The organism is Nocardia puris, from assembly GCF_036051655.1.
Classification (GTDB): domain Bacteria; phylum Actinomycetota; class Actinomycetes; order Mycobacteriales; family Mycobacteriaceae; genus Nocardia; species Nocardia puris.
In genome coordinates, this window is the sequence record NZ_CP107943.1 from 1,469,189 (window position 1) to 1,480,832 (window position 11,644).

At 68.6% G+C, this 11,644-nt stretch carries 13 protein-coding genes, 1 tRNA gene, 1 other RNA gene and 1 pseudogene; 7 read left to right on the plus strand and 9 right to left on the minus strand.

From position 1 onward, the window contains the following. Window positions 1-49: 49 nt before the first annotated feature. Both OHB21_RS06430 and OHB21_RS06435 read right to left on the minus strand, forming a co-directional pair. A complete protein-coding gene (locus tag OHB21_RS06430) occupies window positions 50-760 on the minus strand; it encodes a hypothetical protein (RefSeq protein ID WP_195126147.1) in 711 nt (236 codons plus the stop codon). A gap of 118 nt (window positions 761-878) precedes the next feature. After that, window positions 879-1,463 (minus strand): HhH-GPD-type base excision DNA repair protein, encoded by a 585-nt coding sequence (locus OHB21_RS06435; protein ID WP_232331715.1) that lies wholly within the window; start codon window positions 1,461-1,463, stop codon window positions 879-881. 142 nt (window positions 1,464-1,605) lie between these two features. Between OHB21_RS06435 and OHB21_RS06440 the strand changes: the two genes are divergently transcribed. Beyond that, complete coding sequence (locus OHB21_RS06440; protein WP_067507843.1) at window positions 1,606-2,412, plus strand: methyltransferase domain-containing protein; 807 nt, start codon at window positions 1,606-1,608, stop codon at window positions 2,410-2,412. Window positions 2,413-2,451: 39 nt separating this feature from the next. Here OHB21_RS06440 and OHB21_RS06445 read toward each other — a convergent pair whose 3' ends face one another. Further along, entirely contained in the window at window positions 2,452-3,741 is a 1,290-nt protein-coding gene (locus tag OHB21_RS06445) for an aminotransferase class I/II-fold pyridoxal phosphate-dependent enzyme (protein ID WP_195126146.1), read from the minus strand. Between the two features lie 178 nt (window positions 3,742-3,919). Beyond that, window positions 3,920-4,014: signal recognition particle sRNA small type (gene ffs, locus OHB21_RS06450), an RNA gene on the minus strand. A 138-nt stretch (window positions 4,015-4,152) separates the two neighbouring features. Here ffs and OHB21_RS06455 point away from each other — a divergent pair. The 4 genes and pseudogenes from OHB21_RS06455 (at window position 4,153) to OHB21_RS06470 (ending at window position 5,685) form a co-directional block, all read left to right on the plus strand. Further along, window positions 4,153-4,238 (plus strand) — tRNA-Ser (locus OHB21_RS06455). Between the two features lie 159 nt (window positions 4,239-4,397). Further along, the gene (locus OHB21_RS06460) at window positions 4,398-4,652 is read left to right on the plus strand and encodes a hypothetical protein (protein ID WP_195126145.1); all 255 of its coding nucleotides are present in this window, start codon (window positions 4,398-4,400) and stop codon (window positions 4,650-4,652) included. Window positions 4,653-4,689: 37 nt separating this feature from the next. Beyond that, window positions 4,690-4,770 (plus strand): annotated as a pseudogene (locus tag OHB21_RS06465) (helix-turn-helix domain-containing protein); the annotation flags it as partial. Window positions 4,771-5,112: 342 nt separating this feature from the next. Further along, complete coding sequence (locus OHB21_RS06470; RefSeq protein WP_328440158.1) at window positions 5,113-5,685, plus strand: ImmA/IrrE family metallo-endopeptidase; 573 nt, start codon at window positions 5,113-5,115, stop codon at window positions 5,683-5,685. A gap of 23 nt (window positions 5,686-5,708) precedes the next feature. Here the strand turns inward: OHB21_RS06470 and OHB21_RS06475 are convergent, their stop codons facing one another. Further along, complete coding sequence (locus tag OHB21_RS06475) at window positions 5,709-6,050, minus strand: hypothetical protein (RefSeq protein WP_147265991.1); 342 nt, start codon at window positions 6,048-6,050, stop codon at window positions 5,709-5,711. Window positions 6,051-6,698: 648 nt separating this feature from the next. Between OHB21_RS06475 and OHB21_RS06480 the strand changes: the two genes are divergently transcribed. After that, the gene (locus OHB21_RS06480; protein ID WP_067507854.1) at window positions 6,699-6,878 is read left to right on the plus strand and encodes a hypothetical protein; all 180 of its coding nucleotides are present in this window, start codon (window positions 6,699-6,701) and stop codon (window positions 6,876-6,878) included. On the opposite strand, the gene OHB21_RS06485 is transcribed toward OHB21_RS06480, so the two are convergent. From OHB21_RS06485 to OHB21_RS06500, 4 genes are all read right to left on the minus strand, one after another. Next, the gene (locus tag OHB21_RS06485) at window positions 6,824-7,447 is read right to left on the minus strand and encodes a hypothetical protein (protein WP_147265992.1); all 624 of its coding nucleotides are present in this window, start codon (window positions 7,445-7,447) and stop codon (window positions 6,824-6,826) included. The two genes, OHB21_RS06480 and OHB21_RS06485, sit on opposite strands and share 55 nt — an antisense overlap. A gap of 135 nt (window positions 7,448-7,582) precedes the next feature. Further along, window positions 7,583-8,092: a L,D-transpeptidase gene (locus OHB21_RS06490; protein ID WP_067507859.1), complete on the minus strand. Its 510-nt coding sequence runs from the start codon at window positions 8,090-8,092 to the stop codon at window positions 7,583-7,585. A gap of 164 nt (window positions 8,093-8,256) precedes the next feature. Further along, on the minus strand, window positions 8,257-8,715 hold the full coding sequence (locus OHB21_RS06495) for a GtrA family protein (protein ID WP_067507861.1): 459 nt from the start codon (window positions 8,713-8,715) through the stop codon (window positions 8,257-8,259). Next, window positions 8,712-10,928, minus strand: coding sequence for a hypothetical protein (locus OHB21_RS06500; protein WP_195142325.1), 2,217 nt, complete (start codon window positions 10,926-10,928; stop codon window positions 8,712-8,714). Before OHB21_RS06500 ends, OHB21_RS06495 begins: the two co-directional genes overlap by 4 nt. 102 nt (window positions 10,929-11,030) lie before the next feature. On the opposite strand from OHB21_RS06500, the gene OHB21_RS06505 reads away from it, so the two are divergent. Beyond that, window positions 11,031-11,480 (plus strand): hypothetical protein, encoded by a 450-nt coding sequence (locus tag OHB21_RS06505; protein ID WP_195126142.1) that lies wholly within the window; start codon window positions 11,031-11,033, stop codon window positions 11,478-11,480. Window positions 11,481-11,644 lie beyond the last annotated feature (164 nt).

Genomic DNA, 11,644 nt, shown 5'->3' on the forward strand with positions numbered 1-11,644 from the left:
TGTTGAGCGGGGCCCGATTCCGCGTCGTGCGGCGCGGTCGCCGTGCCTGCTACTTGGCGGGCGGGGTGAACGGCTGGTTGATCGTGGTGAAGTACTGGATCACCGCGCCGATCGCGAACGGAGCGGTCACGAAGATCTGCCCGGCGAGCGTGCCGAGGGCGCCGACCGCGAGGATGCCGCCGAGGCAGCCGATCGCCGCCGCGGGGATGAACGGGCCGAACAGACCGACGATCGTCGCCGAGGCGACGGTGGCGCCGGCGATGCCGCCGAGGACGCAACCCAGCGCGCCGCCACCGAGGCCACCGACGAGCGTGCCGATCGCGGCGCCGAGGGAGACGGTGCTGGTCAGGCGGCTCCAGGCGGCCTGCTCACGCTCGTACTCGGTCTTCCACGGCGCCTGGTTCTCGAACGGCAGCGCGACGGGCTTGTAGATCGCCTTGTCCAGCGACAACTGCGGCGTCAGGGTCGCGGTGCGGCCCGCGATCTGCGCGGCGATCGGGAACTCGAACTCGTCGAGGCGGAACGTCAGCGGCGTCCCCGCGACTGTGGTGCCATCGGCGGCTTTGATCTTCAACGCGCCGTCCTCGACCACCAGCGAACCCTGGTCGATGGAGATGATCGACTGGGTGTCGGTGCTGTCGGCGGTGAAGTTGATGACGTCGGCGGCAGGCGCTTCCGGAGCCGCGACAGCGGTCCCCGCCGTAACGCCGGTCGCGACCGTGAGCATGGCCGCGACCACGGCGAGCTTCCTGAATTTCATGTGTGCTGCTATCCCTCATCCGATGGAGCTTTCGTGACGAAAGCATCGAGCACGCGACGCCGCGGGACGAGGGAAAAACGCAGCAAGATCGGAACTGCGGCAACCGACCGGCGAACTACTACTTACCGGTTTTCTCCTTGGCCGCCGCTTTCATCTGCTTCTTGAACGCGCGCACCTCGAGCAGCGACTGTTCGTCGGTGATGTCGGCGGCCGAACGGCGCGAATCCTTTTCGGAGTAGGCGCCCGCCGCCTGCTCCCAGCCCGCCGGACGCACACCGAGCTGCTTGCCGAGCAGGGCCAGGAAGATGCGCGCCTTCTGGTCGCCGTAGCCGGGCAGATCCTTGAGTCTGCGCAGCACTTCCTTGCCGTCGGGGTCGCCCTTGGTCCAGATAGCGGTGGTGTCGCCGTCGTAGTGTTCCACCACGTAGCGGGCCAGCTCCTGGGTACGGCGCGCCATCGACCGCCCGTAGCGGTGAATGGCGGGCGGGGTGGCGCCGAGTTCCTCGAACGCCTCCGGATCGGCGTCGGCGATCTTGTGGATATCGAAGCCGTCCATGCGATCGGCGATCTTCTTCGGCCCGCGGAAGGCGTGTTCCAGCGGAAACTGCTGATCCAGCAACATCCCGGTCAGCAACGCGAACGGGTCCTCGGAGAGGAGTTTATCCGCCTCGGGTTCCTGGGCGAGACACAATGTCACGGTCACCGTCGACATCCTTTCGCGATCGTCGGCTCGTGCGGGCCCTGCGATCATCTCACCCATTTCCTACTGTGTGGTACGTCTCGGTGCCGCGTAGGCTCGGCGCATGCCACTGACTGCGGCGATTTCCAGGGACGGACACGGACCCATGAGCACTGAACCGCTGCGCCCGGACCGCTTCGACAGCGCGGGCCAGGACCAATTGGTCGATGTGCGCGACCTACAGGCCGCGCTGCCCGGTATCCATCGCCTGCGCACCTGGGCCCACGAGGCACTAGCGCTGCGCCCGGGGGAGAAGGCCGTCGATATCGGCTCGGGAACGGGATCGGAGGTGTTCGCGTTCGCCGACGCCGTCGGGCCCACCGGCGAGGCCGTCGGCGTCGAACCCGACCCGAACCTGCTGGCCTCCGCCGAGCGTCGCGCGAATCAGCTCGGCTCGGCCGCGCGATTCCATTCCGGCGACGCCTACGGCATCCCGTTCGGCGCCGACTATTTCGACGCCGCGCTGTGCGAGCGGGTGTTCCAGCACCTCACCGCGCCGGTGCGGGCGGCGAACGAGATCGCCCGCGTGTTGCGCCCCGGCGGGCGGGCCGTGGTGGTCGACGTCGACTGGGACACCGCGATCGTGCATCCGGGCGAGCGCGGCGTGGTGCGCCAGGTGCTCGACACGCTGATCTCCGCCACCACCAATCCCCTCGCGGGCCGCGCCATCCCCGGCCAGCTCACCAGGGCAGGTCTGGTGGTGGACGAGATCGGCTCCCACGCCCTGGTCCAGGACCGCGCGGCGGGGCCCGGCTCGCTCGTCACCCGCATCTCCGCCATGGCGGTGGCGCGCGGTTCGATCACCGAAGCCGAGCGCGAGGACTTGCTGCGCGACCTCGAACGCGGCGCCGAAACCGGCGACATCCACCTCTCGGTGACCATGTTCGCGGTGCTGGCCCACAAACCGAACTGACGGCGAAGGCTCCCCGCCCCGGGGAGCCTTCACGTCCCCTTACTTACCCAGCAACTTCTCCGTGGCGGCCAGCAGCACGCAGGTCGCCAGGCCGTCCATCGCCTTCTCCAGCTCCTCGGTCTTCGGGAAGCTAGGGGCGATGCGAATGTTCTTGTCCTCCGGGTCCTTCCGGTAGGGGAAGGCCGAGCCGGCGGCGGTCAGCGCGATACCCGCCTCCTTCGCCAGGGCGATCACGCGAGCGGCGGTGCCCTCCAGCACATCCAGGCTGATGAAGTAGCCGCCCTTCGGCTCGGTCCACGACGCGACCTTCGAGGCGCCGAGGCGGTCCTCCAGGATCTTCAGCACCAGAGCGAATTTCGGCTCCAGGATGGCGCGGTGCTTCTGCATGTGCGCGCGCACGCCGTCGGCGTCCCGGAAGAAGCGCAAGTGGCGCAGCTGGTTCACCTTGTCGGGGCCGATGCTCTTCTTCGCGGCGTGTGAGAGGTACCAGTCCAGGTTCGCGGTGGACGCGCCGAGGAAGCTCACGCCCGCGCCCGCGAAGGTGATCTTGGAGGTGGAGGCGAACACGATGGGCCGGTTCGGGTTACCGGCGGTGGCCGCCAGGCCGAGCACGTCGATCACCGGGTCCGCGGTGTCGGTGAGCGGGTGCACCGCGTAGGCGTTGTCCCAGAACAGACGGAAGTCGGGCGCCGCGGCGGGCAGCGAAACCAGTTCGCGCACAACCTCTTCGGAGTAGGTGACGCCGGTGGGGTTGGAGTAGTTCGGCACCGCCCACAGACCCTTGATCTGCGGGTCGGCGGCCAGCAGCTCGCCGATCAGGTGGGTGTCGGGGCCGTCGTGGCGCATCGGGACGGTGATCATCTCGAAGCCCAGCGCCTCGGTGATCGCGAAGTGGCGGTCGTAACCCGGTGCGGGACAGAGGAATTTGAGGGTGGGCTCGGCGGCCCAGCGGCGCTCGGAATCGTTGGTGCCGTACAGCATCGCGTAGGTGATGACGTCGTGCATCAGCTCCAGGCTGGCGTTATTGCCCGCGAGCAGGTTGTCGACGCCGATGCCGAGCAGTTCGCCGAAGAGGGCGCGCAGCTCCGGGAGTCCGTGCAGGCCACCGTAGTTGCGGCAGTCGGTGCCGGTGCCGTCGCGGAAGTCGCCGTCGCCGGGTAACGAGAGCAGCGCCGCGGATAGGTCCAGTTGTTCCGGCGAGGGTTTTCCTCGGGTCAGATCCAGCGTGAGCTTCTCGGTCCGGAGCTTCGCGTAGTTCGCGGTCTGGGTCTCGTGCTCGGACACGAGCTCCTCGTGGCTCATCAAACCGATCTGCGTTTGCCGGGGCATCCTTGGGCAGCCTTTCGAAGCAGCTGGGGGTGTGGTTTCGGTGGTCCGTTCCGATGTCGGGGGGACCATCGGCGGATCGCTGCCCACGTTACCCGGCGGTTGCCCGTATCAGTAGGCGTTCGCCCGAGTGAGGAGACTGGCCGATCTCCGGCCGCTGGGCCCGTCGACCGGGCCGATATATAGGGGACCCCGCGCACCCGGCAGAGCCCGTTGACCCTTGCTGCCTTCCGGCCCTGGGGGAGTTCACAGGATGCGCGCCGCGCGGGATCCGTCGGCCAGTGTAGCGGGTCACCCCCGCCCCGCCCACATCCGCCCCCGATCACCCGTCCCACCAGCACCGACACCCCCACCCCGCCGACTCCCCGGCACCCATTTGGCATCCCACCGGGGTCACCCGGTATGCTGCTCCACGGAGGATTCGCCTAGTGGCCTATGGCGCTCGCCTGGAACGCGGGTTGGGTTAACAGCCCTCAGGGGTTCAAATCCCCTATCCTCCGCTCAACCGGCTGGCCGGGTGGTTCACGAACCACCCGGCCAGCCGTTGTTTCGGGGGCATGTCTGCGCGGCTCCGCCCCTTCCCTCTGCTACCTTCTGACCACCGCATGTTCTGGTTCTCAACACGAAACTGAGGCCGACTCGAACCAGGGGGACCGATCATGAGCCAGCCGGGATACCGCCACCAGCCGATAGTCGTCGAACCCCGGGATACGGCGGCGTATCTCGCCAAGATGGATCTGGACGTGGACGACATCGCGAACGCACTCGCCGCGGGCGAGACCGTTGCGGGCAACATCACGGGCTTCCACCCGTCTACCGGCGCGGGACTGGCCAGGTGGATCTACACGGTCGACAGGCTGCCGCTCGACGTCGGAGGGCAGGATGTCGACCTCCGAGTCGTCGAAGCCGGCTAGGACCTTTCTCGACCCGGATCGCGTCCGGATCGCCCGGATGCGCCGAGGCATGACCAAAGTCGAACTGGCGCATCGTCTCTCGGTCACGCCCCGGACCATCGCGAAATATGAGGACGGTATGGCGCCGACCGGTGTCGCCGGTTCTCTCGGTGCTGCCCTCGACTACCCCGCCACCTATTTCTCGGTTGGTGCCCCACCGCTGATCGGCGCGAACGAGGTCCGGTTCCGCGCCGCGCGACGCGCGACCGCGCGGGAACGGGATGCCGCCGTAGCGGCCGGTGTGTCCGGGATCGAGATCGACAGGTGGATCTCGACTCGGTTCGTGCTGCCTCCGGTCGACGTACCGTCGTTCACCGGCCACGCCCCCGCGACCGCCGCGCAACTCCTGCGCGCCGTATGGGGGCTCGGAACGAAGCCGCTGCCCAACCTGGTGCAGTTGTGCGAATCCCGGGGAATCAGGGTGTACACCCTGCCGCCGTTGGCGGACGCGGTCGACGCGTATTCACTGTGGCGCGACGACATTCCGTATGTCTTCCTCCATCTCGTGCTGCACGGCGAGGAAGCGTGCGACACATCGAACCAGGAACGCGAAGCGGATGCCTTCGCGTCCGAGTTCCTCCTGCCCGCCGCGAGTGTCGCCGAATACCTGCCGAACAACCCGTCGCTCCCACAGATCCTGATGCTGCGCGACACGTTCAAGACCTCGGCGATGGCGACAGCGTTCGCCTGTCACAAGGCGGGGCGCCTGTCCGACTGGGCCTATCGGCAGACCTGCGTCGAGCTGTCCACGCGCGGTTATCGCACCTCCGAACCGGACGGTATGCCCAATTACGAGATGTCACGGGTCTTTCCGCAGGTCTTGGATCGAACCGGCGCGGTCCACGCGCGCACCATCGCCGGCGAACTGCACCTCCCCGTGAGCGACGTCCACGCGCTGACCTTCGGAACCGAGCTGCGCAGTGCGCAATCGACCGAGGTGAATGCGGAAACGGCGCGGCGCGGTCCGACCGGGCGTCATCTGCGCGTGGTGTGAGCGAGCGGCGGTGTCCGCTACGTTCAGCTCACCCGTACACCCGTCACGACGCCGAGTCCAGTGTTCGGGTAGCCGCCGACGCAGGGGGCCGTGAGTCCTTCGGACAGGTTGCCGAAGTAGCGCTGGGTGTACGGGCCGACGCCGGGGCCGAGGCCGTAGGTGAGGTACACACCGACGCAGTCGACGTCGACCCCTCGGTACATATCGGTGGTGCCGGGGCAGTGGACGGTCACGCTGGTGAGATTGCGAGTTTCCACGCAGCCCGGCGGCACCGCCTGCGCGGCACCGGAACCGGCGAATACGGCGGTGGTGCTCGCGGCCAAGGCTATGCCGAAGGCAGCCGGAACGACACGGGTGAGTTTCACGCTCGAATCCTCCTATTCGTCCCCTTCGGATCGAGCGCACCATAACGGGGACCGCACCGGCAGACCCCAGAACCGGTGCCCACGATGGGACCGGGCGGCGGCTCGGGGGTGCGGTGGTGGAGGCGGTGACGCCGACCGGTGGGTTCAGTCACGGTGCGGCCGTGCGGATTCGGACCGAGCACGGTGGGCGCGCGTTCGTGAAGGTGATCGAGGGTGCGGATGGGTTGGCCGGGGCGTATCGGTCCGAGGCGGGTACGGCGGCGCGGCTGCCGAGGGAGGTGTCCGCGCCGCGCGTGCTGTTCACGCTCGAGGACGACGGGTGGTTCGCGGTCGCGTTCGAGGACCTGGACGGGCGACATCCGCGGTTCGCCCAGCCCGACGAGTTGGCGGCCGCACTGCGCACGGTCGAACGACTGGCGACCATCCTGACGCCGTGCCCGATCCCAGACGCGCCCACCCTCGACCTCGACCCGATCCTGGCCACGCACCCCGTCACCCGCGACGTCGACCCCACCACAGCTCAACGTCGTACCTGGCGAGCTCTACTCGCATGCTCAACAGCTCAACGACCTCGGCGGGCGGCTCAGGTCGATCGCCGACGCTGCGCGCACGACCACCGAATCGGCGGATCCGAGCCAAGCGTTCGGTGTGCTGGCCGACCCGATCGGATGGTTGCTGAAGGCGCAGATCCACGAACCCACCGTCGGGAAGATCTACCAGGTCGGCGACGCCGCCGGTGTCATGGGTGTTCGCGTACAAACCTGCGCGCAGGTCTACGAGACGGTCGACGTCACCGCGCGGACGGATCGTGAGGCCGAGGAGCTGTGATGATGGAGTTCGAAGTGCTCGGCGTCGAAGTCGATCTGAACCCGGATGTCGACTACGAAGGCAACTCCGCTGGTCGGCTCACCGGATTCACCCCGGCCGAGGCCCTCGTCCAGATCTCGCACGGTTTCGATTCGGACAGCATCTTCAACATCTTCTCCGGGGTCGCCGCGCTGGGTATCGACATGCTGGGTGCTGTGACCGATCCGATCGAGCGTGAGGCACTCCATCATCCGCTCGCCGGCGGCCCGTGCCGCGACCCACGCCGCCAGGGGCAGCACGGCGCCACCGAGGAGCATGGGAACCACCATGGACTGTGTGAGGTTGCGGCCGGCGAAGACGATGATCAACGCTATGCCGACGACGACCTGCGCGTACGCCGTGGCGAGCACGATTCCCCAGCGTGTCCAGTCGTCATAGGTGCGGCGACGGAGTCGCACCAGCGCCACCGCACCCGGAAGCGCCGCGCCGCCCAGGCAGATCAGCATCGGGAGAAAGCCGGCCGCACTCACGGACGATGCCCGCCGCTCGGCGGACAGCCGGTGGTCAGCGTACCCACCGGCCGTCGCCACTCGGAGCGGCACGTGTCCGGTACGTTCAGCCCACCCGCACACCCGTCACGACGCCGAGTCCGGTGTTCGGGTAGCCGCCGACGCAGGGGGCCGTGAGTCCTTCGAACGGGTTGCCGAGTCCCCCCGGTGACCCTCCTACTCCACAACCTCCACTCGGTCACCCGGCCACAGGTACTCGTAGAACGCCTTGGCGCCCTCGTGCGTCATGCGGACGCAGCCGTGCGATTCCTTTTCGATGGGGCCGACGTGGAAGGCGATGTCGCCGTTGAAGAAGGTGGCGTAGGGCATGGGCGCGTTGTGCATGGTGCTCCAGTGGAACTCGCGCTTGAACGACACCTTGAACACGCCGGGCGGGGTCTCGTAACCGCGCATACCGTGCGAGATCGGGGTGGGGCCGTAGGCGACCTTGCCGTTGTCCATCAGCCAGGCCTCGTTGGTGGACAGGCGCATGCAGGCGCGCGCCTCGGTGGAGCAGGGGGCGACCGGCACCGGTGGCGGGATGATTGCCGGAACACCCGGGATGTCGGGTCCGCCCGGCCACAGTGGTTCGGCCTGCGCGGTCGCCGTCATGGCGAACACGGCCGATGCGATACCGGCGAGCACCGCGAAGCGGGCCGCCCAGTGACGTGAACGAGTGCTGCTCATTACGTTCCTGACCTCTCTACCGGGCCGCCGACGTCGGTGTCGGCGGTAGGCTGGATGGAACCGTCGCGAGGTGAACATGATCATCGCGGACCCGGTCCGCAGCGGTCAACGGTGCGCGATACACGCGTAACCGATCCGTTGCCAGACACCGATCCGTCACCTCCCTACGGTCTCGTCGCGCCCGCGAACCCCGGTTCGGGCAGGGGCTTGCGGCGGAAGGACACGTGCCGGTGGCCGAAGAAGCTGACCACCGCCACCAGCGCCATCACCACGACGGCCGACGGAATGCTCGGCAACCCGAGCACCGAGACGGCCGCTTGGAGCAGCACCATGTTCAGCAGCAGTCCGCCGGAGTTCACAGCCACGAAGGCGCAGAAATCGCGGACCACGTGCCCGCGCACCCGGAACACCAGGGTCCGGTGCAGCACGAAGGCCACCACGATGCTGATCGCGTAGGCCGCGGCGGGTGCGGCGGCCGCGGCGATCCGGTCGCCGAACACCGCCAGCCAGAAGACGGTCAGCGCGATCCCGAGCACCGTGTTGAATCCGCCGACCACGGCGAACGCGATTTCCTGCCGGCGCACCACGCGCAGCAGCGGGCCCGGATCGGCGGTCACGGTCATCGCGCACCTACCAGCTCGGCCGGGGTGGGCGGCGCGGGCGCGGGCGCGTCCGGGTCACGTTCACGGCGGTACAGCCAGTGCAGTGCCGCGACGCCGGCCACGCCGAGCAGGGCCGCCGCGCCCCCGATCTTCCAGCCCGGCGGGCGCCACGAGAGTACGAGTTCGGCCTCGGTGTCGGCCGGAATGTCCACGGCGACAAAGGTTCGCGCGACGGTGTCGAACGGGATCTCGCGTCCGTCGAGCGTCACGCGGTAGCCGGGCCAGCCGAGGCGAGCGAACACGACGCGGCCGCCCGAATCCGAGCTGACGCGCACGCGACTGGTGGTGTCGGACTCGGCGAGCGACGTCGCCCTGACGCCCTCGGCCACCGCGATCCGCCCGTTGACGGTGGAGACGGGACCGTCGAGGCGCTCGAGCACCGCGATGTAGCGCTCGTGGCCGGGGTAGTCGACCCACCGCCAACCGGCCGGGGGTTCCTGGCCGCGCGCGTCCGGGTACAGGGCCGTGTGCAGGACCACGCGGTCGATCTTCATGAGGTCGACGATCGTCTTGCCGGTGGAGGGCTCGACGGCGAACGCGCGCCGGTAGGCGTCGGGGCAAGCACTGACATCCCAACGCATGCAGAGGAGTTCGCCGAAGTAGAAGTGCCCGTTGGGTGTGTATCCGCCGACGTAGTCGAGGCCGAGATTCTTGGCGTAGTTGCCGAAAACCAAAGAGCCGTAAGCCCCTTCGGCGGCGCGTTCGCCGGGCGGGATCAGCGCGCGGTCGGCCAATTGCAGTGTGGTGCCGGGGAAGTCGGGGAAGGCGGCCTTCATCTCGGAACGCTTCTCGGGCAGGTTCCAGCCCAGCGGCGTCGGTTGCGCGGCCGCTACCTGGAGGTAGGCGATCGGCGCGACGGTGGCGACGACGAAACCGCACGCCGCCGTGCCGCCACGGTTGCGCGTCAGCCAGACAGTCACCACACCGAGTGCACCCACCGCGAGCGCGGCCACGACATGCCAGGCGAATTCGCTCGGCGCCGCGGAAATCGAACGCACCCACAGCACTCCGATCAGGGCGGCCGCGACGAGTCCGCGCGTGCGCGCGTTCTCCACCGTCGCGCACCGGCCGAGCAGCACGCACACCAGCACCAGCAGGCCCAGCGCCACCATCGGCAGCACCCGCCCCGGCCAGCGCAGTGGACCGATCGCACCGGGACCGGCCGCCCACATCAGCGCCACCGCCGCGAACACGATCGGGCCGGTGAGCTCGCGCACCATGCCCTTCGCGCGCTCCCAGTCGATGAACGCCAGCGCGGGGATCAGGAACCACGCGATATAGACCACGGGCATCGGCTGCACGTACCCCCACCAGGAAGTGAAGGCGGGCAGGGTGCTCGGCAGGCTCGCGTTGAGCGACTCCGACCACGGCACCGTGAGCAGCGGCTCGTTATTGATCTGCGCGGTGCCGCGCCAGGTCGACTTGGCCGACAGCGCGCTCGGCAGATAGGTCGCCAACCCGGCCAGCGCGGCGCACGCCGACACCGCGAGCAGCCGCAGCGACGGCCGCCACACCCGCTGGTAGACGACCTCGCCGATCACCACGGCGGCGATCATCAGCCCGGCCTCCACGGCGGGGAACACGTACAGCACCGAGATCGTGAGGTACAGGAAGACGAACACCGGGATCGGCCCGCCGCGCCCGCGCGCGTACCGGACGCCCGACGCCCACGCGTGGGTGAGCCAAGCGGTGCCGGTGAACGCCGTCATCCAGCTGGCCTCGTCGAAGAAGAGCAGCCAGCCGCTGAACGGCAGCGCCACACCGGCGACCGCCGCCCAGGGCGCGCGCGAACCGTAGGCGAGGCAGATGCGGAAGACGCCGAGGCCCAGGATGATCGCGAACAGCAGTTTGACGACCGTGGCGTAGAGCGCGAGGTTGTCGACCGAGGGGGCGATGAGGTCGATGAGCAGTTGCGGCGGGTTCAGCAGGCCGGCTTCCTCGATGGCGTAGTTACCGGCCAGCCAGTGTTCGGGCACCAGGACGGGGAACTCGCCCGCGCGCAGTCGCTCGCCCATCATGACCCACAGCGGCGCGTACTGGGATTCGGTGTCGTCGGCGTAGAAATGCCGGGCGTTGGCGAGCAGGACCGCGACGTATCCCGTGACGACCCCGAGCGCGGTGACGATGCCCCATCCGACTGTCCCGGGCGTTGCCCGAGTTGTGCTGTCCGCCACGAGTCCCAGACATTAACAGGCGATGTGTGATCCGTGACACGGAAGCGACACGCGCGCAGCTATCGTTGGGCGTACGCGACTTCCCCACGAGTGAGGGCGACCATGCGCACACGGTTCGAATTCGACCTGCATTCCCTCGCGACGCCGGCGCAGATCCTCGAGCTGTTCACGGACTTCTCCGCGAACCGCCCGCGCCGCTGGCCCGCCCTCTCGTCCCGGCACTACCGGGTGTACGACGTCGGCGAAACCACCGCCGACGTGCAGGAAGGTCAGGATTTCCCACCCATCTCGGCGCGCTGGGTCTACGACTGGTCCACGCCGGGCCTGATCCGGATGCACGTCGTGGACAGCGCGCATCTCGCGCCGGGCAGCCTCCACGAACTCACCATCCGTCCCGCGGACGACGGCGGCAGCGACATCCACGGGCTCTGGGACAACACCGCGATCCACCCCTCGGCGCGTCTCGGCGTGGGGATGATGCGGCTGATGGGGCCGAAGTTCTTCACGACGTACTACCGGCGGGTGTTCGACGGGCTCGCGAAAGAGGGGTGAGGGACGCGCACCGGAACGACGTCTGGTGGTGCCGATATCCCCGTGCGGGTAGGTCACCGAATCGCGCCGGGCCGCATGGTTGCACCGGCCGGACAAGCGGTGATTCCGCCGCAACGATGCGAGACCGGGGTGCACGCCCGGGGATACGTGTGAGTACGCCGCCA

Coding starts and splice junctions, on each gene's coding strand:
- OHB21_RS06495 (WP_067507861.1), bottom strand. CDS start 8,715: ATGACCGTGACCGCCGATCCGGGCCCGCTGCTGCGCGTGGTGCGCCGG.
- OHB21_RS06460 (WP_195126145.1), top strand. CDS start 4,398: ATGAGCCAGCCGGGATACCGCCACCAGCCGATAGTCGTCGAACCCCGG.
- OHB21_RS06430 (WP_195126147.1), bottom strand. CDS start 760: ATGAAATTCAGGAAGCTCGCCGTGGTCGCGGCCATGCTCACGGTCGCG.
- OHB21_RS06440 (WP_067507843.1), top strand. CDS start 1,606: ATGAGCACTGAACCGCTGCGCCCGGACCGCTTCGACAGCGCGGGCCAG.
- OHB21_RS06505 (WP_195126142.1), top strand. CDS start 11,031: ATGCGCACACGGTTCGAATTCGACCTGCATTCCCTCGCGACGCCGGCG.
- OHB21_RS06490 (WP_067507859.1), bottom strand. CDS start 8,092: ATGAGCAGCACTCGTTCACGTCACTGGGCGGCCCGCTTCGCGGTGCTC.
- OHB21_RS06445 (WP_195126146.1), bottom strand. CDS start 3,741: ATGCCCCGGCAAACGCAGATCGGTTTGATGAGCCACGAGGAGCTCGTG.